Here is a 25792-nt window from a genome sequence, read left to right on the forward strand (position 1 = left end):
TGATGCTGGCAGAAGGCCCATGGCCAGCGCGCTTCGCCGTCAACGCGATCTTCGTCGCTGCGCTGTATGCGGCGCATTTCTTCTCCCTCGGCATCTACGGCGCGACGCTGGGCCTCTTCGAGCTCTGGCGCATCCGCCACCAGGGAATATCGTACCGGGTCGCGGCCGCGCGGCTTGGCGCGTTGGCCATACCAGCGCTCGTCCTGTTCGCCATCATGCAAGTGACTGCAGGCTCGATCGGAAGCGAAGGCACGAGCTGGTTCCTCGGATTCAAGCCGATCTGGCCGCTACGCATCATGAACGGCTACAGCTTGACGGTATCGGCAATGACCGGACTGGCGCTGATGATCTCGCTGCTTTTCGCCGCAAGACGCGGCGTTCTCAAGCTCGAGCCGGCCGGAATCTGGCTCGCGATCGGCTTTGCGCTCCTGTACCTGGTCATTCCCTCGAAGCTGTTCGGAACCTCGTTTGTCGACCTCCGCGTGATTCCCGCCGCGGCCCTGATCCTGCCGGCCTTCTGCTCGCTCTCGCTGCCCAGCCGTGCCTGGGGAATGGCGGCCCTCGCTGTGATCAGCGGAATCACCCTGATCAATCTCGCCGTGGTCCTCGCGGTGTGGCAGCCTTATCGCGCCGACTATGCGGCTATCGTCGCGTCATTCCACAAGATCGATCGCGGCTCACGCGTCCTCATTGGCAGCACGGGCGACGCTGGAGACCCGCCCTTCGCCGACCTCACGTCCTATCCAATGTTCTATGCGCCGACGCTGGCCGTGCACTATGCCAACGCCTTCGTGCCCAATTTGTTCACGGAAGCGGGCAAGCAGCCAGTGCGGGCACGCGAGGCCGTGCGCCGTCTTGCAGTTCTGTTGGCGGCGGATGGGCGCAGCACCCGGTCGATCGCCAAGGAAGTTGGGGTCCAGCCGCGGATTGTCAGCCTTTGGCGGCATCGCTATGCCGACCATGGCCTTGAAGGGCTGCAAGACAAGCCGCGGCCTGGCAAGCAGCCGATCTATACGAAGACGACCGACAAGCGGATTCTGAAGCTGCTGGATAAGCCGCCACCGCAAGGGTTTGCGCGCTGGACCGGCCCCCTGCTGGCCGAGGCGCTGGGCGATGTCGATGTCCAATATGTCTGGCGGTTCCTGCGCAGCCACAAGATTGACCTGGTGGCTCGCAAGTCCTGGTGCGAGAGCAACGACCCGAACTTTACGGCCAAAGCCGCCGATGTTGTCGGCCTCTATGTCGCGCCGCCGGCGAAGGCCATTGTGCTGTGCGTGGACGAGAAGCCCTCGATCCAGGCTTTGGAGCGAGCGCAGGGTTATCTGAAGTTGCCCAATGGCCGCGCCTTGACCGGCCAAAGCCACGATTACAAGCGGCATGGCACCACAACATTGTTTGCGGCGCTCGAAGTCGCCACCGGAAAGATCATCGCGACCCATTCAAAACGCCGGCGCCGCGTCGAGTTTCTCGATTTCATGAACAGCGTCACCGCGGCTTTTCCGAACCGCAAGCTTCACGTCATCCTCGACAACCTCAACACCCATAAAAAGAACGAGGACTGGCTCAAGGCCCACCCCAACGTGCAATTTCATTTCACGCCGACAAGTGCGTCATGGCTCAATCAGGTCGAAGTATGGTTTTCCATCTTGCAGGGGCAGTCGCTCAGCGGCACCTCCTTCACGAGCCTCAAGCAGCTTCAGGAACACATCGATGCCTACGTCAACGCATACAACGACAGAGCCGAGCCCTTCGTCTGGACCAAGAAAAAGGTCCGTCAACGCCGTTTCAAAGGCCGCCGTATCACTCAGCTCTGATTCCGGGTACTAGATCCTTAACAGTTGCGGCAAGGCCACCTTAACCACCCACGGATTAGGCTTCCGCCCCTGCAACCGAGTTGGACCCTCTCGCATGGCGGCCAGTTTCAAATCGATCCGCTACAGCCTCGTCATCCCCGTGTTCAACGAGGAAGCCGTGCTGCCGATCCTGCTGCGCCGGCTCGACCTGGTCTTGTCCCGGCTCGACGGGCCCGCAGAGGCGATCTTCGTCGACGACGGCAGCAGCGATTCCAGCTCTATCGTGCTACGGGCGCTCGCCACGCGCGACCCGCGCTTCCGCTATATCGGCTTGTCGCGAAATTTCGGTCATCAGGTCGCCATCACCGCCGGCATGGACGCCGCGCAAGGTGAAGCGATCATCGTCATGGATGCCGATTTGCAGGATCCTCCCGAAGTGATCGAGCAATTGATCGCAAAATGGAAGGAAGGCAACGACATCGTCCACGCCCGCCGCCTGTCGCGCGACGGCGAAAGCCGATTCAAGCGTTCGACCGCACATCTCTTCTACCGGCTCCTCGGCAGGATGTCCTCTGTCGGCATCCCCGCCGATGTCGGCGACTTCCGCCTGATCGACCGCAAGGTGCTCGACGCACTTCGGCAGATGCCGGAGCAGGACCGCTTCGTCCGCGGCATGATCGCCTGGCTCGGCTTCCGGCAGGCCGAGGTCACCTTCCATCGTCTCGAGCGCGCGGCGGGCGAAACCAAATACCCGCTGTTCAAGATGGTGCGGCTCGCGATGAACGCCGCGCTTGGCTTTTCGGATCTGCCCTTGCGGCTTGCCATCTGGTGCGGATTGACGGTCTCCGGACTCGCACTCCTCTACGGTGGCTGGGTGATCCTGTTGTGGCTCAGCAAGGATAGTCATCTCGTGACCGGCTGGTCCTCGACGATCGTCGTCGTGTCCCTGCTGTGCGGAATCAACATGCTGATGACGGGCATCGTGGGGCTTTATGTCGGCCGCATCCATGCCGAGGTGAAACGCCGCCCGCTCTACGTGGTGCAGACGCGCGCCGGCTTCGATCGCAGCGAGGCGCCGGCCGCGGCACCCGCTATCCACGCCGTCAACGAGTGACCCGGCGCATGACCGAGCTCTTCGACGGCTATCACGACAACTACCGTGACGTGGTCCAATCATCGATCGACTTTTCGGGCTTGCCGCATCATTTCTTCATGCGCGCCAAGGCCGATCTCCTGCGCGATCTGATCGCGGAGCGGCTCGACGCAGAGCGGCCCGAAATGCTGGACGTCGGCTGCGGCGTCGGCAGCCTTCATCCCCTGCTGCACGGCATGGTCGGCCGCTTGAGCGGTATCGACGTGTCTTCGGCCAGCCTGGCGCAGGCTCGCGCCGACAACCGCGGGGTCGACTACCGTGAGTTCGACGGCCGCAGCTTTCCTTTCGACGACGCCAGCTTCGATCTGGTCACGGCCGTCTGCGTGATGCACCATGTCGTGCCGGCCGAATGGGCGCAGTTCATCGCCGAGATGCGGCGCGTGACGCGCCCCGGCGGGCTCGTCTGCGTGATCGAGCACAATCCGTACAACCCGCTGACACGCCTTGCCGTTGCGCGCTGTGAGTTCGACCGGGACGCCGTCCTGCTCAGCGCCGGCACGGCCCGAAAGTTGATGGCTGCGGACGGTCTACGCGAGATCGGCTCGCGCCATTTCCTGCTGCTCCCCTGGGACACCAAACCGGCGCGGCGCCTGGAAGGTGCCCTGAGCGGCGTGTCGCTCGGAGGCCAATACGCGGCCTTCGGGACCGCTTGACTTATCTCTGCGGCGCATCTCGCCGCTTGTGCACGACCGCCACATCGTCGCTGTAGACGCGCTGCCACTGGGGCAGCCGGTCGAGCATCGCGACCGCCGGCGTCCGCGGTGCGAGCAGCGTGGCGCCGATCTTGTATTCATCGAGCAACTTGAGAAAATCTCCGAGGTCGACCAGCGCTACGGCGCGGTTGTAGCGGTCGATGAACGGTCCCCCGTACAGCTCGCCGCGACCATCGATAAAGGTGGGAATGCCGGCGAAGATCAAATAGCCGCCGAAGGAATAATCGTTGAGCACGGGCCCCGCCCTGGCGAGGTCGGCCTGAGCGATGGCAGCCTGAGGGGTGATGATCGGAGCCGGCCGGATGTCATGCGCCAGGGCCGCCGCGCTCACCGCGATCAACCCGGCGAACGCGGCCAGAGTCAAACCGCGCGACGAGCCGGCCGCATCGTCGCCGGTCGGTCCGCCGAACTTCCGACCCAGCGGAGCCGCGAGGTAAAGCGGCGCCAGCATGGCCAGCAGATCCGCATTGCGTATCTGGGCCAAAGCGAAATGGAGCAGGCCGATCACCACCAGGGCCCGCACGAGCGGCAGCGTCACGCCGCGCGAGAGCGCAAAGATGCCGGCAAGCAGCAGCAGTTCGAAGCCGCCGATGCGGCTGAAATCCTGCGGCCGCCATTCCGAGATCCAGGCCAGCGCGGGGCCGAGGCCGAGTGTCGTCAGCGGCATCAGCAGCGGTTCCGGCCCGTAGGGCGTCAGGCAGGACGCAGCGAGCGCGAGCGCCGCGAATGGCAGCCATCGCAACAGCACGTGCGACCATCCGCTTCGCCCCTCACGCAGCAGCGCCTCGAGCACCGCCGGGCCGATCAGCCCAAGCGCCAGCACCACGCTGCCGTGCAGATTGGCCCACAGGACCAGCAGCGGCAGGGCCCAGTAGGGCGGAGCCCCCCCACGATCCATACAGCGCACCAGGGCAGCGGCCCAAGTCACCATCACCGGCAGCACGAGGACGTGTGGCCGCGCCAGCATATGCGGCGCCGACAGGATGACGGCCGCGATCACCATGAGCAGCGTCAGGGTTGGCGAGAGCTCGCGCAGCAGGAAGAACGTCAGCAGGCCAAAGGCGAGCGCGATCGCCGCGGCGGCGACGACGACGACGCCCGGCCAGCCGGACAGCGCGTAGACTCCGGCGTAGACCATCTCCGAGAGCCATTCGAAGGTGATCCAGGGCGCGCCGTGCATCGAAAAGGAGAAAGGGTCGCTCGCCGGCAGGGCGCCATGCGCCATGATCCAGCGCCCGACCTCGATGTGAGAATAGCTGTCGGGATCATTGAGCAGCCGCTGTCCGAGGATCAGCACCGTGGCATAGACGCCAAGGCTCACCAGCCAGGGGAGCGCCGCACGCGCCGAAAACGGTTGAACCTCGCTGTGCACGACCTGCTCACTCATGGCGAGCGCAACTTAAGGCCCAAGCGTTAAATTCTTCTTTGGTGCTCACCGCGCTGGTCCAGCGCAGGGCGGGCTGGTTACGGTTTGTGAACCATGTTCTTGACGCTGGGCGGACGCATCCTACCGGCCGCGAAGATCGATCAGCCGGTAATGCCGCGGCTCTCCGGAAAATCAAGCTGTTCTCAAGACAAACAAAAGCCCTCCCGAAGGATTCCACCAAGCTGGAACTTGCATCTCGGCCTACAGCCGTCGTCCGTTCACCCCGGTGGCATCGCGAAACGCGTCATGATCCTGCCATACGGTCCGTTCCGACGATGACGCGAGCGAGAAGCGCACATGGCTGTCACAGCAAACTTTTCCGCCGGAATTCTCACCACCTTTGGCAACGGCCAGAACAACACAATCGCGTTGGGCCGCAATGCGGCCGGAACGATCGTTGTCAACGGCGGCGCGGTCGCGATCAAAGGCGGACCCGCGACGGTCGCCAACACCAAGTTGATACAGGCCTTCGGCCAAGACGGCAACGACACCATCACGATCGACGAGAGCAACGGCGCGATGCCTGCGGCGAATCTGTTCGGTGGCGCCGGCAACGATACGCTGACCGGCGGGTCCGGCGGCGACATGCTGTTCGGGCAGTCCGGCAACGACACGCTGCTCGGCAAAGGCGGCAACGATCTATTGTTCGGCGGTGCCGGCAATGACGTGCTGATCGGCGGCGACGGCAACGACCAGATGTTCGGTGAGGCCGGCAACGACCGCATGATCTGGAATCCCGGGGACGACAGCGACCTGATGGAAGGCGGCGAAGGCATCGACACCGCCGAGGTGAACGGCGGCAACGGCAGCGAGACCTTCGCCATCACGGCCAACGGCACGCGCGTGCGCTTCGACCGCGTCGACCCCGCGCCGTTCTCGCTAGACATCGGCACCACAGAAAACCTCGTAGTCCATGCCAATGGCGGCGACGATGTCATCACCGCCAGCGGCAATCTCGCCGCGCTCATCAATCTGACGATCGACGGCGGCGCCGGCAATGACACGATCCTCGGCGGCAACGGTGCCGACCACCTGCTGGGCGGCGACGGCAACGATTTCATCGACGGCAACCAGGGCAACGACACCGCCATGCTCGGCGCCGGCAACGATACCTTCCAGTGGGACCCGGGCGACGGCAGCGACAAGGTCGAAGGACAGGCCGGAGCCGACACCCTGCTGTTCAATGGTTCGAACATCGGTGAGAACATCGTTGTTTCCGCTGGAAATGACGGACGCACGCTGCTGACCCGCGATGTCGGCAACATCACGATGGACCTGAACGGCATCGAGACCATCACGATCAATGCGCGCGGCGGCAGCGACAACATCGTTGTCAACAATCTCGCGGGAACCGATGTCAAACAGGTCAATGTCGATCTCGGATCGACCGGGACCGGGGACGGCGCGGCCGATACGGTGACGCTCGACGGCACGAGCGCAGCCGATACGATCCAGGTGTCCGGCTCGGGCACGTCAATTTCGGTCACAGGATTGCCCGCCGCTCTCGCCATTACCAACGCGGAAGGCGCAAACGACGCGCTCGTCATCGACGGCCTCGGCGGCAACGACACGATCTCGGCGGCGACGCTTGCCGCGGGGGTCGTGCACCTGACGATCGACGGCGGCGCCGGCAACGATACGATCGTTGGCAGCGCCGGCAACGACACACTGATCGGCGGCGACGGCAATGATTCCGTCGTCGGCGGCCGCGGCGACGACCTCGTGCAGCTCGGCGCCGGCCGCGACGTGTTCCAGTGGAATCCGGGCGATGGCAGCGACACCATCGAAGGCGGCGCCGGTGTCGACACGCTGCAGTTCTCCGGTGCCAACATCGCCGAGAACCTCACCATAACGGCGAACGGCGATCACGCCCTGCTCACGCGCGACGTCGGCAACATCACGATGGACCTGCACGGGGTCGAGCACGTCGATATCCACGCGCTGGGCGGCGCCGACCATGTCGTGGTGGGCGACCTGACCGGGACGGATGTGACGCGGGTGAACATCGACCTCGGCGGTTCGGCCGGAACGCCGGACGGCGCCATCGACACCGTCACGGTCGATGCGACCCAGGGTGCCGACACGTTCGGCGTCGCAGGCAATGCCGGCGGCGTGACGGTCTTCGGCCTCCACGCGGCCACCAACCTGGCCTCCATGGACGCAACCGATCAACTGACACTCAATGGCCTCGGCGGCGACGACGTGATCGATGCGAGCGGGCTTGCGGCCGGCGTGCTGCAACTCACGATCAACGGCGGACTTGGCAACGACACCATCCGTGGCAGTCAGGGCGACGACTTGATCAATGGCGGCGACGGAAACGACGTCGCGCTGATGGGTGCGGGCAACGACACCTTCGTCTGGAATCCAGGCGACGACAACGACACGATCGAGGGCCAGGGCGGCACCGACACGCTGCTGTTCAACGGCGCCAACATCGCCGAAACCATCAACATCTTCGCGAATGGAGGGCGTGCCGAGCTGACGCGGGACGTCGCCTCGATCACGATGGACACGCACGGCGTCGAGACGATCGCGTTCAATGCCCGCGGCGGCGCCGACACGATCAATGTCGGCGACATGAGCGGCACCGACGTGACGGAGGTCAAGATCGATCTGGGCGGCGTTCCCGGCACCCCTGGCGGCGACGGCGCGGCCGACAAGATCGTGATCAACGGCACGGGCGGGGACGACGTCATCTCGCTTTCGCTCAACAGCAATGGCGCGCTGGTGATTGACGGTCTCGCAAGCCAGATCGTGATCGAGAACTTCGACTTCAACGACACCATCACCATCAACGGTCTCGGCGGCGACGACGTGATCGAGGCGTCGGGCGTCGGCCCCGGCGGGCCGCACCTCATTTTCGACGGCGGCGCCGGCGACGACCTGCTCCTCGGCAGCGCGGGCAACGATACGCTGCTTGGCGGGCTCGGCGACGACGTGCTGATCGGCGGCGGCGGCGTCGACGTGCTGGACGGAGGGCCCGGCGACAACGTCGTGATTCAGTCGTTGCTCGCCCATGCGAGCATCCACTCGGGGACGCTGATCTGAGCCGACGATCGCGGTCGCCCGGCGATCGTGTGTTTTGCCTGTCGGGCGCAGCCCGGATGGCGCGGAAGGCAATAGCGGGCCCGCGAATCGATGCGGTCGTGTCCCGGATTGGGCCGCTCACCATCCGGGCTACGGCGCTTTGACGGCCATGTGAGTCCTGATACTCTGCACGCCGTCGTGGCTCGGCGGGCCATGCCATCGATCGTTGAACCAGAGCTGCCGAGAGGATGCGAATGAGAAGCGTGACGCTCTTGGCTCTCGGCTTCATGCTTGTCGGCGCATGGTCGTACGACAGCGCGAGAGGCCAGACTTCGGTCGCGCCGCCGGTTTCGCTTGCTCCACCCAAGGAATCGCCGCCGCGGGCGAGCGCCAAGAATTCCCCGGCAGCGTCCGACAGGGGATCGTCGACACCAGCGACTGGCGGCGTCCCACAACCGCCGAATTCTGCCGCCGACTATGACGGCTTTAGCGCCGTCGACGACAATGATACCCCGGAGCCGGTGACGCGCCCCATGACGTCGCGCGCAGCAAAGGGCTCCAAGCCCAATCCGGATACGGCGCAGCAATCGATCGATCAAGAAGATGAGGCGTTAAAACGTAAGCTGACGATCTGCAAAAACTGCAAGTAGAGGCCACAGCACCGAAGCGCTGATGCAATGGCCTTGCGGGTCCGTGCGGCTGGACGCCGGCGCTGCATACCTGACCTACCGCCTCCTTCGCAGTCCCGCGCTTTACCCTTCCCCAAATTCCTGATCCTCTCTCCCTCAATCGGCCGGTGAGACGCCATGAAGCTCGGCACCGCCATTGCGGAAATCATGAGGCGCGAGGGCATCGAGATCCTCTGCGGCTATCCGGTCAACCACCTGATCGAGCATGCGGCGAAGGCCGAGATCCGTCCCGTGATGGTGCGGCAGGAGCGCGTCGGGATCCACATGGCGGACGCGATCTCGCGCGTGACCTCGGGACGCACGATCGGCGCGTTCTGCATGCAGCATGGGCCGGGCGCGGAAAATGCAATGGGCGGAGTCGCGCAGTGCTTTGGCGAATCCGTGCCCGTACTGGTGCTGCCGATGGGCTATCCGCGCCGGCTGGCGCACATCGAGCCGAACTTCAATTCCAGCGAGGCGATGAAGCCGTTCGCGAAGTCCTCGGAGCCGATCATCCTCGCGGCGGAAGTCGCCAACATCTTCCGCCGCGCCTTCACGAAGCTCAAGAACGGCCGCGGCGGACCCGTCATCGTCGAAATCCCCTCCGACATGTGGAACGAGGAGGTCCCGGAGCCGCTGAACTACACGCCGGTGCTGCGCACCCGCTACGGCGCCGATCCCGTGCATGTGAAGGAAGCGGCCGCCCTGCTCGTCAACGCCAAACGGCCGGTGATCTATGCCGGCCAGGGCGTGCACTATGCGCAGGCGTGGCCGCAACTGAAACGGCTCGCCGAGCGGCTCGCCATTCCCGTCACCACCAGCTTGGGGGGCAAGTCGTCGTTTCCGGAGACGCATCCGCTCTCGCTCGGCTCCGGCGGCCTCGCGGTGCCGCGCGCGGTTCCGAAGTTCCTCAGCGAGGCCGACGTCATCTTCGGCATCGGCTGCTCCTTCACCGAGACCAGTTTTGGCGTCGCGATGCCGAAGGGCAAGACCATCATCCATTCCACGCTCGATCCGAACCATCTCAACAAGGACGTGGAAGCCAGGATCGGCCTCGTCGGCGATGCCGGCCTCGTGCTCGATGCGCTGCTGGAGGAGATCGGCAAGACCGTCACGAAGGATCGCGATGCCTCGGCCGTCGCGGCGGAGATCGCCGCCTCTCACAAGGAGTGGTTGGCAAAGTGGATGCCGAAACTCGCCAGCAACGACGCGCCGCTGAGCCCCTATCGCGTGCTGTGGGACCTCCAGCACACCGTCGACATCAGCAACACCATCATCACGCACGATGCCGGCAGCCCGCGCGACCAGCTGTCGCCGTTCTGGAAGGCCGTGGAACCCCTCTCCTATCTCGGCTGGGGCAAGACGACGCAGCTCGGCTACGGCCTTGGCCTCGCGATGGGCGCCAAGCTCGCAAAGCCCGACAAGCTCTGCATCAATGTCTGGGGTGATGCGGCGATCGGTTTCACCGGCATGGATTTCGAGACGGCGGTGCGCGAGCGCATCCCGATCATGTCGATCCTGCTCAACAATTTCTCCATGGCGATCGAGCTGAAGGTGATGCCGGTCTCGACCGAGAAATATCGCTCGACCGACATTTCCGGCGACTATGCCGCGATGGCGCGCGCCTTCGGCGGCTATGGCGAGCGCGTGACCAGACCAGAGGACATCATCCCGGCGATCAAGCGCGGCATCCAGAAGACGAAGGAAGGCGTGCCGGTGCTGCTGGAGTTCATCACCAGCAAGGAGACCGAGGTGTCGCGGCCGGGCACGTGAGGCAGCCCGGTCTCGGCGGCAGGGCCGCGGGCGCTGGCTCCGGCCGCAGGAGATGTGATAATCCGGCCGGGTGCGGCGCCCGTCGCGACACCAGGCCGGATTGCGAATGACCACGCCTTCTAACGATGTCGCCGGGATCGACGAGCTCAAACGGCAACTGCAGTCGGCCGCGGCCGAGAATGCGCGGCTGCGCGATCGGCAAAGCGCCAGCGCCGAGATCCTGCGCACCATCGCGGCATCTCCCTCGGATACCCGGCCGGTGCTCGCTGCGATCGCGTCCAGCTCGAAGCGCCTGCTCGGCGGCTTCTCCGCCACCGTGCTTCAGTTCATCGGCGACGAGCTGCACCTCGTGGCGTTCACGCCGACCAGCCCGGACGCGGACGAAGGGCTGAAAGCATCGTTCCCGCGCCGGATCGAGGATTTTCCGACCTTTGCCCTCGTTCGCGGCGGCGAGACGATCCAGTTTCCCGACAGCGAGGCCGAGCACGTCCCGGAGCTGAACCGCAATCTGGCGCGGCTGCGCGGCTTCCGCAGTGTGCTCTTCATGCCGCTGATGAACCGGGGCGCGGCGGTCGGCATGATCAGTGTCACACGCGCCGAGCCCGGCGCGTTCGCGCCCGATCTCGTACAGCTACTCCAGACCTTCGCCGACCAGGCCGTGATCGCGATCGAGAATGCGCGGCTGTTCAACGAGACGAAGGAAACGCTGGAGCGCCAGACCGCGACCGCCGACATCTTGAAGGTGATGGCCGGCTCGCCCTCGGACGTGCAGCCGGTGTTCGACGCCATCGCCGCCAACGCCAACCGGCTGATCGGCGGCTTCTCCACGGCGGTGCTGCGCTATCTCGACGGCGCCGCGCACCTTGCGGCGTTCACGCCGACCGATCCGGTCGGCGATCGCGTGCTCCAATCCTCGTTCCCGGTGCCGTTCGCACGGTTTCCGCCCTACCCGCTTGTGGCCAATGGTGCGGCGGCGCAATTGCCCGACACCGAGCTCGAGCCGGCCGCACGCGACATCGCGCGCGCCCGCGGCTACCGCAGCATGCTGTTCGCACCCCTGATGAGCGAGGGCGAGGCGATCGGCGTCATCATCGCCACGCGCCGGGAGACCGGCGCGTTCGGCGAGCACCATGTCAGGCTGCTCCAGACCTTCGCCGACCAGGCCGTGATCGCGATCGATAACGCGCGGCTGTTCAACGAGGTGCAGCAGCGCACGAATGAGCTCACCGAAGCGCTCGAGCAACAGACAGCGACAGCCGAAGTCCTGAGCGTCATCTCCAGCTCGGGCGGTGACCTCGTTCCGGTCTTCGATGCGATGCTCGCCAAGGCGATGCAGCTTTGCGGCGCCAATTTCGGCGTGCTCAACACTTTTGACGGCAAGTCGTTCCACAGCGCTGCGACCTACGGCTTGCCGCCCGCCTACGACGAATACCGGCGCATGCAGCCGCTCGAATACGGCCCGGGCACGGCGCCGGCTCGCCTGCTGCTGGGCGAGCCGTATGTCGAGATCGACAATCTCGACGATACGGCGGCCTATCGAAGCGGCGACGCCAATCGCCGGGCATTGGTCGATCTCGGCGGCGCGCGCTGCCTGCTGACCGTGCCTCTGATCAAAGACGACCGCGTCGTCGGCAATGTGATGATCTTCAGGCAGGAGCAGCGCCGATTCACCGACAAGCAGATCAGGCTGCTCCAGCAGTTCGCCGCGCAGGCCGTGATCGCCATCGAGAATACCCGGTTGCTCCGCGAATTGCGCGGGAGCACCGAGGAATTGACCGAGGCGCTGAGACACCAGACCGGCAGCGCCAACATCCTGAAGGTGATCGCGTCCTCGCCGACCGATGTCGGACCGGCTCTGAAAGCGATCGTCGAGAGCGCCTGCGAGCTCTGCGATGCCTATGACGCCGCCGTAGCGCTGAAGGACGGCGACAGCTTGCGCTTCAGCGCCCACCATGGGCCGATTCCGATCAACCTCGAGAAATGGCCGATCAATAGCAACTGGACCGCGGGCCGTGCCTTCGTCGACCGGCTTCCCGTGCATGTCGCCGATCTCAGCGAGAGCGATGAGTTCCCGGAAGGACGCGCACACGCGCTGCGCATGGGCCACCGCAGCATTCTGAGCGTGCCTCTGTTGCAGGAGAACGAGAGCATCGGCGCGATCGTGCTCCGCCGCAACGAGGTGCATCCGTTCACCGACAAGCAGGTCGCTCTGCTGCAGACCTTTGCCGACCAGGCCGTGATCGCGATCGGCAATGTGCGGTTGTTCGAGCAAGTGCAGGCCCGCACCCGGGAGCTTGCAAAATCGCTCGACGACCTGCGCGCCGCGCAAGATCGCCTGGTGCAGACCGAGAAGCTTGCTTCGCTGGGCCAGCTCACGGCCGGCATCGCGCACGAGATCAAGAACCCGCTGAACTTCGTCAACAATTTCGCGGCAGTTTCCGCGGAACTGATGGACGAGCTGAACCGGTCGCTTGCGGACACAAAGCTCACCGACACGACCCGCGAGGAGGTCGACGAACTGTCCGGAATGCTCAAGGGCAACCTGCAGAAGATCGTGCAGCACGGAAGGCGCGCCGATTCCATCGTCAAGAACATGCTGCTGCATTCGCGCGAGGGCGGCGGCGAGCATCGGCTGAGCGACATCAACGCGCTGGTCGAGGAGAGCCTCAACCTCGCCTATCACGGCGCGCGTGCCGAGAAGCCGCTCTTCGACGTGACGCTGAAGAGCGAGCTCGACCCGGCGGCAGGTTCGGCAGAGGTGTTTCCGCAGGAGATTTCCCGGGTGCTTTTGAACCTGATCTCGAACGGCTTCTATGCGGTGACCAAGCGCCAGATGGGCAGCGGCGCCGCCGGTTACGAGCCGGTGGTGATCGCCACGACGCGCGATCGCGGCGATAGCATCGAGATCCGCATCCGCGACAACGGCACCGGCATCGCGGACGAGGTGAAGGAGAAGATGTTCAATCCGTTCTTCACGACCAAGCCGGCCGGCGAAGGTACCGGTCTCGGGCTGTCGATGAGCCACGACATCATCGTGAAGCAGCACGGCGGCACGATCGACGTCACGACAGAGCCCGGCAAGTTCACGGAATTCACGATCCTGCTGCCGCGCAAGAGCAGCTTTGCGGAGAACAACAAGAAATAGCATCACCCCGGAGGATGTCTTGAAGAGTCTCGCGTGGTTCATTCGGCGACAACTCCTCTCGCTATCAGGTATCGGCCTCATGCTGGGCGCGCTGTTCTTCGCGGCCGCGCTGACGCCGACGCTGATCCCGCGCAGCTATCTCACGCAAGGTGCCCTCGCCGGTGGCTGCTTTGCGATCGGCTATTTCGCCGGAATCCTGTGGCGCCGGCTGTGGCATTATCTCGAACTGCCCGAGCCTTCGGCGCGGGCGCGATCGATCGCGAATGCGCTGGCCGCAGCAATCTGCCTGCTCATCGTCATCATCTTCCTGTGGCGCGCCGCCGAATGGCAGAACTCGATCCGCACTGTGATGAAGATGGCGCCGGTGGAGACCGCCCATCCGCTCAAGGTCTGCGTCATCGCCCTGATCACGTTCGCAGTGCTGCTGGTGCTGGGGCGGCTGTTCGCGGTTGTCGTCCGCTTCCTCGCTACGCGCGCGAGGCTCGTGATTCCGCGGAAGGTCGCCAACGTCCTCGGCGTGCTGGTCGCAGGCCTGCTGTTCTGGTCGATTGCCAGCAATGTCCTGATCCGCACGGCGTTCAACGCGCTCGACTCCTCCTTCCGCGAGCTCGACGCGTTGCAAGAGCCCGAGCGGCCGCAACCGGCCGCCCCGGATCAAACAGGAAGTTCTGCGTCGCTGGTGAAGTGGACGGAGCTCGGGCGCATGGGGCGCAGATTCATTGCCTCGGGTCCAACCGCAGCGGAGATCAGCGCCGTTACGGGAGGGCCTGCGCATGACCCCGTGCGCGTCTATGTGGGCCTCGCTAGCCGCGACACGGCGCAGGCGCGCGCCAAGCTTGCGCTCGAGGAGCTCAAGCGCCAACACGGCTTCGAGCGAAAGATTCTGATCGTCATTACACCGACCGGCACCGGCTGGATCGATCCGTCCGCGATGGACACGGTCGAATATCTCCATCATGGCGACGTCGCGAGCGTCGCGATGCAATATTCCTATCTCAACAGCCCGCTGTCATTGATGTTTCAGCCCGAGTACGGCGCGGAGGCGGCGCGCGCCCTGTTCACGGAGATCTACGGCTACTGGACGGGCTTGCCGAAGGACAAGCGGCCGAAGCTGTATTTGCACGGACTGAGCCTCGGCGCCATGAACTCGGAAAAATCCGCGGAACTGTTCGAGACGATCGGCGATCCCATTGCCGGCGCGCTGTGGAGCGGGGCGCCGTTCGAGAGCCGCATCTGGCGCTCGGTCACCACGAACCGCAATCCGGGTACGCCGGCCTGGCTACCTGAGTTCCGCGACAGCCGCTTCGTCCGCTTCATGAACCAGAACGGACCTACGGTGCCAGCAGATGCGCCCTGGGGTCCGATGCGCGTCGTCTATCTGCAATATGCCAGCGACGCGATCACCTTCTTCGACTACCGCGATGCCTATCAGGCTCCAGCCTGGATGAGCGCACCGCGCGGACCCGACGTGTCGCCCGAGCTGCGATGGTATCCGATCGTGACGATGCTGCAGCTCGCGCTCGACATGGCGGTCGCGACCAATACGCCGATGGGCTTCGGCCATGTCTACGCGCCCGAGCACTACGTCGATGCCTGGGTGGCGGTCACCGATGTCCGTGATTGGTCTACCGACGCGCTGGCGCAGCTCAGGGAGCAGCTTGCTGCGAAAGCGCGGAAGACCGGCGCAGGCAATGCCGACGATGATCGCGATCGCGGCGGCTAATCGCTACTCCGCCATCTCCACCTGCTGCGTGACGGTCGGGCCGGCCAGCGGCCGCTCCTCCATCATGATCAGGCAGAGCGAGGCGGTGGTCATCAGCGCGGTCGCGGCGCCGAAGACGTAGCGGAACGCGTGCCGCATGTCGTCGGCGGGGATCGCGGGGATGCCGCCGGCCGCGTGATGCTCGCCCGCGAGCGGAATGTCGGTGCCGAGCGCGATCAGCAGGATAGCGGCGAAGGCCGCGACCGTGAACGAGGACATCAGCGAGCGGAAGAAGTTCATCGCGCCGGTGATGGTGCCGACCTGCGGACGCGCGACCGAATTCTGCAGCGAGACCACGCAGACCGGGAAGGTCGTGCCGAGCCCGAGCGCGAACGCGGCCATCAGCGTCAGCAGGCCCCAGAGCGGCAAGGTGGTGAGCGTCAGGCCCAGCGCGCAAATCGCGGCCCAGGACGTGCCGACAATGGCGACGCGCTTGTAGTGCTTGGCGCGCGCCATGGTGCGGCCGGCGATCGCCGCGCCGCAGGTCGAGACCGCCGCGAGCGGAATCAGCGCAAGCCCCGCCTCGCTGGCGCTGAGATGGTAGACCGACTCGTAATAGAGCGGGAGCTGCACGGTGAGGCCCGTGATCGCGCCGAGCCCGCAGCCGCCGGCCGTCAGCGCGAACGGCGCCACCGATCCCGTCAGCAGCTTCAGCGGCAGGAACGGCTCGTCGGCGCGGCGCGCGTGCCAGACGAAGGTGACCGCGAGCGCGACAGCGCCGCCCACCATCGCAAGCACGGTCGGCGAGAGCCACGGATAGCGCGTGCCGCCCCAGGTCAGCACCAGCATGAAGACGACCGCGGAGGCCATCAGCAGAATGCCGCCGAGCCAGTCGACCTTGCGCTTGCGGTGGAACACCGGAATCTTCTTCATCTTCGGCAGCAGCATCGCGATCGCCGCGGCGGCGAGCGGCAGATTGATCCAGAAGATCATCGACCAGTGCAGATGCTCGGCGAACACGCCTCCGATGACCGGGCCGAGGATGCCGCCCACCATCCAGACGCTGGAGAAATAGGCCTGGTACTGGCCGCGCTCGCGCGGGCTCACGACGTCGGAGATCACCGTCTGCACGACAGGCATGATGCCGCCGCCACCCAGTCCCTGGAGACCGCGCGCCAGGATCAGCATCGGCATGTTCGGCGCGATCGCGCACAGCACCGAGCCGGCGACGAACAGGCTGAGCGAGATGATGATCATGACGCGGCGGCCGTAGATGTCGCTCAGCGTGCCGAACACCGGTGCGACCGCGGTCGAGGCGAGCAGATAGGCCGTGATGACCCAGGACAGATTGGAGACGTCGTTGAACTGGCGCCCGATGGTCGGCAGCGCGGTCGCGACGATGGTCTGGTCGAGGGCTGCCAGAAACATCGTCAGCATCAGGCTGAACACGATGGTGCGGACCTCGTCGGAGGTCAGCGGCACCGGCGGCGCGATGGACGGCGCGTCATCGACGCTGATGACCTCGCTCGGAAGGCGGGACAGCTCTTCGGCAATGTCGTCGGGCAACGCCTGGATGTCGGCAGAACTGCTCTGCCGGTCGAACTTGTTCATCTCGATCGGAAGCCGTGAGGCGGCGCAACGCCGCGAAGGATTCGTTCTATGCAGTCCAATGTAGACAGCAAAGTTCTTCCCAGGCAGGCACCGCGGCGCATGGGTGCATCCCGCCGCCGGGTCATCCCGAACACGTGATCCGTGCGGCGGATCAGTCCTTCGGACGTCGCTTCAGGCGTGCCCGTTTCGGCAGCAGGGCCGGCCATTGCACGATGTGGTCCTCGAGGTCCGCGTCCGGGATCTCCTCCTCGCTGCCCTCGACCCGGCCGCGCACGGAGACGCCCGCCTCATGCACGGTGTTGGGATCACCCGATACCAGCGGATGCCACCAATAGAGGTCGCGGCCCTCGGCGACGAGCTTGTAGCCGCAGCTCGGCGGCAGCCAGTTCAGGGTGCGGACATTAGCCGGGGTCAGGCGGACACAGTCCGGAACCTTGTCGGAACGATTCGGGTAGTCCTTGCAGCCGCAGGTCCCGGCATCGAGCAGCTTGCAGCCGACATGGGTGAAATAGATGTCGCCGGTGTCCTCATCCTCGAGCTTGTTCAGGCAGCAGCGGCCGCAGCCGTCGCACAGGCTCTCCCATTCGGCCCCCGACATCTCTTCCAACGTCTTGGTTTTCCAGAAGAATCCTTCCCGGCCAGAAGGTCGTTTGGGAGCTGCGGTCATGCGCCTCAACAAGAGTTCGAAAGAGCTACGGTTAACCCATCTAGGCCGTGTGCCTGCGATGCTGCAAGCAACGCCCCCGGGAGGCCCGTAATGACCCGGGGTCAATTAGGCCTGTTGTTCAAAATCGCGAGCCTGACCATTGGTTTATAGGCCCTGCTCGGCTAGAAGGAACAGCAAGTCCCCAAAGGACGCGAACCGGGCGCCTTGGGTTTGCCGCAACATTCCCTCAAGACGTCTCGATGCCGCCCCGGCCGGGTGCTTGAACGGTTTCGAACCGAGCCTCAAGGGTTCTAGGTGCGCCAGATCATACCACCGCATTGGAAGCAGAAGGTCCGGAATTTCTTCCTGGATCTCGATGCGCGCATCGACTCCTCGCTGTTCTCCTCGGCCAAGGGCATCCGCGAGCTCTACGAGCGCTACTCGACCTTCATGGACCGCTTCTATGTCGGGCGGTGGAAGCGCTGGGTGTTCATCGAGCCGCTGTCGGAAGCCGCGACCCTCGGGCTCGGCGGCCTCGTCGTGATGCTCACGCTCGCCATCCCCGCCTTCCGCGAGACCGCGGACGAGGACTGGCTGAAGAAATCCGACCTCGCGGTGACCTTCCTCGACCGCTACGGCAACCCGATCGGCAGCCGCGGCATCAAGCACAACGACTCGATCCCGCTGGAAGATTTTCCTGACGTGCTGATCAAGGCGACGCTGGCGACCGAGGACCGCCGCTTCTACGAGCATTTCGGCATCGACATCGCCGGCACCGCGCGCGCGCTCGTCACCAACGCCCAGGCCGGCGGCGTCCGGCAGGGCGGCTCCTCGATCACCCAGCAGCTCGCCAAGAACCTGTTCCTGAGCAACGAGCGCACCATCGAGCGCAAGGTCAACGAAGCCTTCCTCGCGGTCTGGCTGGAATGGCGCCTGACCAAAAACGAGATCCTCAAGCTCTATCTCGACCGCGCCTATATGGGCGGCGGCACGTTCGGCGTCGACGGCGCGGCGCATTTCTACTTCAACAAGTCCGCGCGCGACGTGACGCTGGCGGAGGCTGCGATGCTCGCCGGCCTGTTCAAGGCGCCGACCAAATACGCCCCCCACATCAACCTGCCTGCCGCGCGCGCCCGCGCCAACGTCGTGCTCGACAACCTCGTCGATGCCGGCTTCATGACCGAGGGCCAGGTGTTCGGCGCCCGCCGCAACCCCGCCTTCGCGGTCGACCGCCGCGACGAGGCTTCGCCGAACTACTATCTCGACTACGCCTTCGACGAGATGCGCAAGCTGGTCGACACCTTCCCGAAGTCCTACACCGAGCGCGTCTTCGTGGTGCGCCTCGCCATCGACGCCAACGTGCAGAAGGCCGCGGAAGACGCCATCGAGAACCAGCTGCGCCAGTTTGGCCGCGACTATCACGCGACCCAGGCGGCGACCGTGGTGTCCGATCTCGACGGCGGCATCCGCGCCATGGTCGGCGGCCGCGACTACGGCGCCAGCCAGTTCAACCGCGCCACCGACGCCTATCGCCAGCCCGGCTCCTCGTTCAAGCCCTACGTCTACACCACCGCGCTTCTGAACGGCTTCACGCCGAACTCGATCGTGGTCGACGGCCCGGTCTGCATCGGCAATTGGTGTCCGCAGAACTATGGCCATTCCTATTCCGGCGCGGTGACGCTGACGCAGGCGATCACGCGCTCGATCAACGTGGTGCCGGTCAAGCTCTCGATCGCGATCGGGCAGAAGGAGCAGCCGAAGGCGCCGAACCCGGCCAAGATCGGCCGCGCCAAGATCGTCGAGGTCGCCCGCCGCTTCGGCCTCAAGGCGCCGCTGCCCGACACGCCGTCGCTGCCGATCGGCTCGGACGAAGTCACCGTGCTCGAGCACGCGGTTGCCTACGCGACCTTCCCCAATCGCGGCAAGTCGGTGACGCCGCATTCGGTGCTGGAGGTGCGCACCGGCGCCGGTGATCTCGTCTGGCGCTGGGACCGCGACGGCCCGAAGCCGAAGCAGGCCATTCCGCCGAACATCGCCGCCGACATGGCCGGGATGATGAGCCACGTCGTCAGCGAAGGCACGGCGCGCCGCGCCGCGCTCGACGGCATTCCGACCGCGGGCAAGACCGGCACGACCAATGCGTATCGCGATGCCTGGTTCGTCGGCTACACCGGCAATTTCACCTGCGCGGTCTGGTACGGCAACGACGACTATTCGCCGACCAATCGCATGACCGGCGGCTCGCTGCCGGCGCAGACCTGGCATGACATCATGGTCGCGGCGCATCAGGGCGTCGAGGTCCGGGAAATCCCCGGCATCGGCATGGGCCAGAAGCTGCCGCCGCAGCCGATGGCCGCGCAAGCCAATGCAGCGCCAAAAGTGCTGGAGACCAAGCCCGGTCCGCCGCCCGTGCTGACCAAGCGCGGCGCCGACATCCTGGTGCGCGTCGAGAAGCTGCTGGATGACGCGGCCAAGACCGCGAACAAGTCGGCCGCGAGCGACGGCAAGCCCGCCAGGCCGGCCTCATCGACAAGCGCGCTCGCCTTCCCGCAGAACTATGCGGAAGAGAATGCGAACGCATCCGCCCCGCGTAAGAACTGATCGAAACCCGTGCGGCTGATCCTGACCACATTGACTGCCCTCCTGCTCGCGACCGTGGTGGGCGTCGGCGCGACCTGGATGACGACGACGCGCGGCACCGAGATCGGCGCGCTGACCATCGGCCCCTGGACCGCGCGCCCGCGCACCGGCACCGCCGACGTCGACCCCTATTCGCGCGCCACCATCGTGCGCAACGGCGAGCTGCCGATCGGCACCGGCGACGGGGTCGCCTTCACCGCCACCGCCGACGACAAGAAGAAGGCGCTCGACGGCCGCTGCGATGTGATCGTCTCCGGCGTGACGCCGCCGGCGCGGTTCTGGACGCTGACGCTGTACGACCGCAAGGGGCATCTCGTCGCCAATTCGCTGCAGCGCTACGGCTTCACCAGCCAGGAGATCGTGCGGCAGTCCGACGGCACATTCGAGATCCGCATCGCCTCGCGCTCGCGCTCCGGCAACTGGCTGCCGACCGGCGGCATCGAGCGCTACGCCCTGATGCTGCGCCTCTACGACACCCCGGTCGGCGTTGCGACGCGCACCCAGCGCGATGCGCCGATGCCGACGATCTCGACGGTGGGCTGCTCATGATCCGGCTCGCCTTCACCATCGTTGCCGGCGTGGTGCTCGGCCTCGTCGTCCATCTCGTCAGCGTGCTGGCGCTGCCGCGCATCGCGACGCAGGACGCCTATTCGCGGCTGACGCCGATGACGAAGCTCAACGGCGTCACCCAGCTTCCCCTCGCCGATCCCAACACCTCGCCGATGCCGTTCATGGACCCGGCCTTTGCGCTGGCGATCTGCCGCTACGACCTGTCGGGCGGGCCGATCAAGCTCACCGTCCCCGTCAGCCAAGCCTACACCTCGGTGTCGTTCTACACCCGCAACGAGATCGCCTATTACGCCATCAACGACCGCTCCGCGGGCAAGAAGGTGATCGAGCTCGACCTGATGACGGAAGCGCAGCACAACGAGCTGCCCGAGGACGAGGAGATCACCGCGGCCGACCGCCTGATCATCGATTCCCCTGCTACCACCGGCCTGATCGTGATGAAGGCGCTCGCCGCCGAGCCGGGCCTGATGCCGCAGGCGCAAGCGACGCTTGCGGCCGCGACCTGCGCGCCGCAGACCGAGGTGCCGGCCAAGGCCGAGACGCCGCGCGGACGGCGCTGAGCACGGCCGTTTCGGACAGCTCAAAACAAAAACCTGAAAAACAACCCCATGCACAGTAGCGGGGCATTGAAACTGTTAGCTAATTTAAGCGACCCATCAGCAGCCGCGCGACCTCAGCCACGCGACCATTTTTGCCGCCTTTGACTCGTCGGGCAAAACACTGGCAGAATGGCAAGATCGAAAAGTTCGTAACACCCGCGCGGAGCAATCCGCCGCGGGTGTTTTCATGTCGGAGCCTAGAATTAGATTTAGGGCGTGGACTCATTAACCCGCAGCCATAGCCTGATTGACGCAAGTTGGACGAAGGCGAGGTAATTGGCGGCAACGGCAAGTGCATCTGTTGGGCAGCATGGGCTTGATGGCGGTCCATTCATTGTCGGTGAGTTCATAGCGCATGATTCGAGCCCCCGGTTTGGGAGTTTGAATCATAGGCATCCGGCCAAGCTCAATGCCCTTCGCTCCGGTCTGGGCACCGGCGCTATTGGGGCAAAGCCAAAGCGGTCATCGGCGGGCACAGGAAGGCGTTGATCAAGCGCGAACGTGTGCTCGCACTTGATCCGCCACCTTCATTTCGTTGGCAACAACCTGCGCTTCACTTCGCGGCAGCACCGGTAGTCGTTTGCTTCGCAACGTCGCTGGCTCTTTGATAGCTCTCGATGACAGCCCCATAGTTCGGTGCAACCAGGGCGTACAGCTTTGCGAGTTCAGCGGCCTCTGGACGGTTCCAGGTGCGATGCGCTTCGGACAGCACCGCGTTCGTGGATGTGGGGATTACGCCCGCTTGGATGAAGCGGGCGACTGTCGTGCGTGACGTCATCTCGCTCGGATCGCCTGACGCATCGATCACGGCATAGACTTTGTAGCCAGCTGCTTTTGCATCTAAAGCCGGGAACATTACACAGATGCTCGTCCAGACGCCGGCCATGATCAGGGTCTTTTTTCCGGTGACACGCACTGCCTTGACAAAGTCTTCGTTGTCCCAGGCGTTCACTTCTCCTTTACGTCCAACGTAGATTGCATGGGGCGCGAACTGTTGGATTTCCGGCATGAGCGGTCCGTTTGGCCCATTTGGTTCTGACGCGGTTGTTATGACAGGAATCTTCAAAAGGGTCGCGAGTTTCGCCAGCATTACTGTGTTCGACCGCAATTCGGCGACGTCGATGTCCTTCACTGTCTGAAACAAGCCGGACTGGTGATCCAACAACAGGATGACGGCGTCCGACGCGTCGAAGAGTGCAGCGCCTCCGCCTGTAGGCAACACGCTTGCACCTTGCGTGGGACGATCCGATTGGGCGAACGCGCTTGAAGTCGGCGATAGAACCAACAACGCGAGAGCAGTGGCAACTGCACCCGGAAGAAGTTTGGAGAAGACTGACATGGCGGTTTCCTCTTGGTGGCTGCGTCAAAGAGGCCGCACCCTTTGATCAGGGCGTTCTTCAGGAAATTGTTGCTTCGCCTGATGAGGGAGGAGATCAAGCCCAGCGGCTGCACCCAGCCGCGGATATTGGCCGCCTCACACAAAACAGAACCATCTGCCTACCGGACAACCCTTGATTTGGATCAAAGGACGTAATTCAGGGGCCGCTTCATGATCTGTAGCCACGACTGGTTGCGCAGTACCGACAGGATGTCGATCCACGTTCTGTGTACGTAGCAACGCTAGTGAGGATCTCCCAAGCGCTCCTATCCGGCGCTCGCTCGTCACCCCGGCCAAGCCACACCTGCCGGGCCGATGTTCAGTCCCGCTTCTTTTTGCAATAATCGAAAGTGCGGACACCTTCCGGATTGTCAGGCCGTTCAAACACCTCCGGATGTTGCAGGCTGCGCGCGGCGTCGTCGTATCCGGCTCGCCAGTGCTCTTCCATGGTCCGGCGGGAAAATTCATAGTCCTTCGAAGTTCCTTCGTAAATTTTCGAATGATAAATCAAGTGAACGATGTTGTAGACTTTCTCGTCAGCTTCCTTGGCAAGAATCTCCACTTCGGGCATTGCCCGCAGGTCGTCAGGCAGGTGGCCAAGAACTTCCCTAAAAGTCCTGCGTAGCATCTGGGCATACTTGAATTGGTTCGTCGCCGCACGAGTGCGGCTCGAATATTGGATTTCCTTTTGACGCACTTCCGCTTCCTGCAAATTACTCGGGAGTTGTCCGTCCGCGCTCCACAAATCGACCTGAAAGGCAAGCGTGTCCCGATGGGGCCTATTGTCCAGCATCCACTGCAACGGCGTATTGGATACAAGACCGCCATCCCAGTAATACTCGCCATCGATCTCCGTCGCAGGAAAGCCGGGCGGCAGCGATCCACTGGCGACGATGTGGGCCGGTGTGATGCGATGGGTGCTGTTATCGAAGTAGATGAAATTGCCGGTGCGGACATTTACCGTAAGCGACGTTCGCGTCCCATTCGCAAAGGTTTGGCGTGGGGATTGCAGTCTGTTGATCAACGTGTTTGCAAATCGTTGGCGGGGGGTATGGAGGCGGCAACGACGGAGAATTACGAGGTGCGGCCGAACGACCAGGGCAGGAGCTCGTCGATCCGGGACTGCGGGTGACCGGTTGCGATCGCTTTGAGCGTCGCTTTCATCCAGACGTAGGGCTCCACGCTGTTGATTTTGCAGGTGGCGATGAGCGAAGCTATGCGCGCCCATGAACGACCACCTTCGTCGTGACCAGCAAATAAACTATTTTTACGCGTCAGAGTCAGCGGCCTGATTTGATTTTCGACGGGATTGGTGTCCATCTCAACGCAACCATCGTCGAGAAACAAGGTGAGGCCATCCCAATGGTTCAGGAGATAGGCGATCGCCTTGCCCATCTCGCTGCCCGGCGACAGGCGAGCGGCTTGCTCGCGCAGAAACCTCTCGAGTTCAGCGACGAGCGGCCGTGATCGCTCGTTACGGGTCGTTTGCCGAGCCGGGGCGTCGGCGCCACGGATCTCCTTCTCGATCGCATAGAGTGCGGCGATGCGCGCGAGAACGGCTTCGGCGATGGGTGAGCCGGCTTTCGGAGTCGCTGCGATGATCTTGCGCCTTGAGTGGGACCAACATGCGGCCAGCCGCAGCGGCACGCCGCCTTTGCGCTTGGGCCGTGCGAGCCGATGATAGCCCTGGTATCCGTCGACCTGAAGGATGCCGTCGAAGCCCTCGAGGATGCGCTCAGCATGGTCACCACCGCGTCCTGGCGCGTAGTGGTAGACCACGATTGGTGGATCAGCGCCGCCGTGGCCGCGATCGTCGCGCAGGACAGCCCACAGATAGCCGGTCTTCGTTCGGCCCCGGCCCGGATCGAGCACAGGCGCCCTGGTCTCGTCTATGAACAAGCGGCCCGATTGCTTCATCACGACGCTCATGCGCTCGACCAGCGGCGCGAGGTGGAAGGCGACCGTTCCCATCCAGTCTGCCAGAACGGCGCGATCGATGAAGATGCCATGCCGAGCCAGAACCTGCGACTGACGATAGAGTGGCATGTGCTCGCTGAACTTGGCGACCGCCAGCAGCGCCTCGGTGGGGATGCCACCCTCCACGAGATGGGCGGGCGCCGGCGCCTGAGCAACACCGGTGCAGCCCTTTGCGCAGGCGTAGCGCGGTCGCACCGTCTCGATCACACGATACTGGGCGGCCATGACATCGAGACGGCGGGAGCGATCCTCGCCGATCTGGACCATCCGGCCGCAGCCGCAGGGACACTCGAGGTTCTCGGGTTCGATCACCTGCTCGATGCGCGGCAGGTGCGCGGGAAAGGCACGGGCAGCGCGCCTGGTCCGGCGGCTGGACGGCGCCGTGCCGGCGCGGCGCGCACGATCGTCCTGGCGTTCCTGGACTTCGGCGATGGCAATCTCGATGTCCTCGAGAACCAGTTGCATCTGATCGGGATTGAACTTTTCCGAGCGTTTACCGAAACGTGCGCGCTCGTACTCCTTCACGAGCAGTTCGAGGCGTTCGACGCTCTCTTTGGACGCAGCCAGTTCACTCTCGACATGAAGGCGCGCCGAGCATTCATCGTCTGCGCGACGACGCTCGGCTTCAATCATCGCTTCCTGCGCGCGGAAGAGCGCGCGCAAATCGGCGGGCAGCGCTGCAAGACGGGCGGGATCAAAGGGGGACGGCGGCACATCCGCAAGCTATCATCCCAAAGCCCCGCGCGAAACAGGTTGTCGGGTCTGAGTCAGTTCGCCGCAGCTGGCGTCGCGACAATCCGTTCGCCCACTCGCTTCCAGTTCAGCCCTTCAAACGAGGGGATTGAGGAATGTCCCTGATAGTGAGTCTGACGAATCATTTCCGGAGGTGGTCGAGGTTCGGGACCCCCACCATCCTTTGTGGGGGCGCTCATATCGAGTGATTAGGAAGATCGGTCAGCGAGGCCGAG

The 25792-nt window shown here is 64.4% G+C and carries 15 protein-coding genes and 2 pseudogenes; 11 read left to right on the plus strand and 6 right to left on the minus strand.

Translation table 11 applies throughout. The features are described 5' to 3' along the window. Positions 1 to 854 precede the first annotated feature (854 nt). The 3 genes and pseudogenes from ACFLEY_RS30865 to ACFLEY_RS30875 form a co-directional block, all read left to right on the plus strand. Positions 855 to 1814: pseudogene (locus ACFLEY_RS30865) on the plus strand (IS630-like element ISRj1 family transposase); the annotation flags it as partial. A 94-nt stretch (positions 1815 to 1908) separates the two neighbouring features. Then, positions 1909 to 2907, plus strand: coding sequence for a glycosyltransferase family 2 protein (locus ACFLEY_RS30870; RefSeq protein WP_060911210.1), 999 nt, complete (start codon positions 1909 to 1911; stop codon positions 2905 to 2907). Positions 2908 to 2915: 8 nt separating this feature from the next. Further along, complete coding sequence (locus ACFLEY_RS30875; RefSeq protein ID WP_060911209.1) at positions 2916 to 3599, plus strand: class I SAM-dependent methyltransferase; 684 nt, start codon at positions 2916 to 2918, stop codon at positions 3597 to 3599. A gap of 1 nt (position 3600) precedes the next feature. On the opposite strand, the gene ACFLEY_RS30880 is transcribed toward ACFLEY_RS30875, so the two are convergent. Continuing rightward, entirely contained in the window at positions 3601 to 5046 is a 1446-nt protein-coding gene (locus tag ACFLEY_RS30880; protein WP_396604284.1) for a hypothetical protein, read from the minus strand. A 336-nt stretch (positions 5047 to 5382) separates the two neighbouring features. Here ACFLEY_RS30880 and ACFLEY_RS30885 point away from each other — a divergent pair, with 336 nt between their 5' ends. From ACFLEY_RS30885 to ACFLEY_RS30905, 5 genes are all read left to right on the plus strand, one after another. After that, a complete protein-coding gene (locus ACFLEY_RS30885; RefSeq protein ID WP_060911208.1) occupies positions 5383 to 8136 on the plus strand; it encodes a calcium-binding protein in 2754 nt (917 codons plus the stop codon). A gap of 233 nt (positions 8137 to 8369) precedes the next feature. Further along, on the plus strand, positions 8370 to 8765 hold the full coding sequence (locus ACFLEY_RS30890; protein WP_060911207.1) for a hypothetical protein: 396 nt from the start codon (positions 8370 to 8372) through the stop codon (positions 8763 to 8765). 156 nt (positions 8766 to 8921) lie between these two features. After that, positions 8922 to 10556, plus strand: a complete 1635-nt coding sequence (locus ACFLEY_RS30895) for a thiamine pyrophosphate-requiring protein (RefSeq protein WP_060911206.1) — start codon at positions 8922 to 8924, stop codon at positions 10554 to 10556. Between the two features lie 106 nt (positions 10557 to 10662). Next, the gene (locus ACFLEY_RS30900; RefSeq protein ID WP_060911205.1) at positions 10663 to 13701 is read left to right on the plus strand and encodes a GAF domain-containing protein; all 3039 of its coding nucleotides are present in this window, start codon (positions 10663 to 10665) and stop codon (positions 13699 to 13701) included. Positions 13702 to 13780: 79 nt separating this feature from the next. After that, a complete protein-coding gene (locus ACFLEY_RS30905) occupies positions 13781 to 15424 on the plus strand; it encodes an alpha/beta-hydrolase family protein (RefSeq protein WP_082756314.1) in 1644 nt (547 codons plus the stop codon). A 3-nt stretch (positions 15425 to 15427) separates the two neighbouring features. On the opposite strand, the gene ACFLEY_RS30910 is transcribed toward ACFLEY_RS30905, so the two are convergent. Beyond that, positions 15428 to 17014: an MDR family MFS transporter gene (locus ACFLEY_RS30910; protein ID WP_060911203.1), complete on the minus strand. Its 1587-nt coding sequence runs from the start codon at positions 17012 to 17014 to the stop codon at positions 15428 to 15430. Positions 17015 to 17165: 151 nt separating this feature from the next. Next, positions 17166 to 17681, minus strand: a complete 516-nt coding sequence (locus tag ACFLEY_RS30915) for a YcgN family cysteine cluster protein (RefSeq protein ID WP_060911202.1) — start codon at positions 17679 to 17681, stop codon at positions 17166 to 17168. Positions 17682 to 17975: 294 nt separating this feature from the next. Between ACFLEY_RS30915 and ACFLEY_RS30920 the strand changes: the two genes are divergently transcribed. From ACFLEY_RS30920 to ACFLEY_RS30930, 3 genes are read left to right on the plus strand one after another with little or no spacing between them, the layout of a single operon-like run. Further along, entirely contained in the window at positions 17976 to 20261 is a 2286-nt protein-coding gene (locus ACFLEY_RS30920) for a transglycosylase domain-containing protein (RefSeq protein WP_028172255.1), read from the plus strand. Between the two features lie 9 nt (positions 20262 to 20270). After that, on the plus strand, positions 20271 to 20849 hold the full coding sequence (locus tag ACFLEY_RS30925) for a DUF1214 domain-containing protein (protein WP_011085885.1): 579 nt from the start codon (positions 20271 to 20273) through the stop codon (positions 20847 to 20849). Beyond that, the gene (locus tag ACFLEY_RS30930) at positions 20846 to 21430 is read left to right on the plus strand and encodes a DUF1254 domain-containing protein (protein ID WP_011085884.1); all 585 of its coding nucleotides are present in this window, start codon (positions 20846 to 20848) and stop codon (positions 21428 to 21430) included. Before ACFLEY_RS30925 ends, ACFLEY_RS30930 begins: the two co-directional genes overlap by 4 nt. Positions 21431 to 22022: 592 nt before the next feature. Here ACFLEY_RS30930 and ACFLEY_RS30935 read toward each other — a convergent pair. The 3 genes and pseudogenes from ACFLEY_RS30935 to tnpC all read right to left on the minus strand — a co-directional run bounded on the left by ACFLEY_RS30935 (position 22023) and on the right by tnpC (position 25457). Beyond that, a complete protein-coding gene (locus tag ACFLEY_RS30935; RefSeq protein ID WP_082756311.1) occupies positions 22023 to 22808 on the minus strand; it encodes an isochorismatase family protein in 786 nt (261 codons plus the stop codon). A gap of 358 nt (positions 22809 to 23166) precedes the next feature. Then, positions 23167 to 23808 (minus strand): annotated as a pseudogene (locus tag ACFLEY_RS30940) (DUF3734 domain-containing protein); the annotation flags it as partial. 113 nt (positions 23809 to 23921) lie between these two features. Beyond that, a complete protein-coding gene (gene tnpC, locus ACFLEY_RS30945; protein WP_396604986.1) occupies positions 23922 to 25457 on the minus strand; it encodes an IS66 family transposase in 1536 nt (511 codons plus the stop codon). Positions 25458 to 25792: the final 335 nt, after the last annotated feature.

Source organism: Bradyrhizobium sp. YCK136 (assembly GCF_044570075.1).
Lineage (GTDB): Bacteria > Pseudomonadota > Alphaproteobacteria > Rhizobiales > Xanthobacteraceae > Bradyrhizobium > Bradyrhizobium diazoefficiens.

Bases quoted from the DNA above. Each gene is read 5' to 3' on its own strand.
- ACFLEY_RS30900 (WP_060911205.1), top strand. From the start codon at position 10,663: ATGACCACGCCTTCTAACGATGTCGCCGGGATCGACGAGCTCAAACGG.
- ACFLEY_RS30930 (WP_011085884.1), top strand. From the start codon at position 20,846: ATGATCCGGCTCGCCTTCACCATCGTTGCCGGCGTGGTGCTCGGCCTC.
- ACFLEY_RS30890 (WP_060911207.1), top strand. From the start codon at position 8,370: ATGAGAAGCGTGACGCTCTTGGCTCTCGGCTTCATGCTTGTCGGCGCA.
- ACFLEY_RS30870 (WP_060911210.1), top strand. From the start codon at position 1,909: ATGGCGGCCAGTTTCAAATCGATCCGCTACAGCCTCGTCATCCCCGTG.
- tnpC (WP_396604986.1), bottom strand. From the start codon at position 25,457: ATGATTGAAGCCGAGCGTCGTCGCGCAGACGATGAATGCTCGGCGCGC.
- ACFLEY_RS30935 (WP_082756311.1), bottom strand. From the start codon at position 22,808: ATGTCAGTCTTCTCCAAACTTCTTCCGGGTGCAGTTGCCACTGCTCTC.
- ACFLEY_RS30895 (WP_060911206.1), top strand. From the start codon at position 8,922: ATGAAGCTCGGCACCGCCATTGCGGAAATCATGAGGCGCGAGGGCATC.
- ACFLEY_RS30915 (WP_060911202.1), bottom strand. From the start codon at position 17,681: ATGACCGCAGCTCCCAAACGACCTTCTGGCCGGGAAGGATTCTTCTGG.
- ACFLEY_RS30880 (WP_396604284.1), bottom strand. From the start codon at position 5,046: ATGAGTGAGCAGGTCGTGCACAGCGAGGTTCAACCGTTTTCGGCGCGT.
- ACFLEY_RS30875 (WP_060911209.1), top strand. From the start codon at position 2,916: ATGACCGAGCTCTTCGACGGCTATCACGACAACTACCGTGACGTGGTC.
- ACFLEY_RS30905 (WP_082756314.1), top strand. From the start codon at position 13,781: ATGCTGGGCGCGCTGTTCTTCGCGGCCGCGCTGACGCCGACGCTGATC.
- ACFLEY_RS30885 (WP_060911208.1), top strand. From the start codon at position 5,383: ATGGCTGTCACAGCAAACTTTTCCGCCGGAATTCTCACCACCTTTGGC.
- ACFLEY_RS30910 (WP_060911203.1), bottom strand. From the start codon at position 17,014: ATGAACAAGTTCGACCGGCAGAGCAGTTCTGCCGACATCCAGGCGTTG.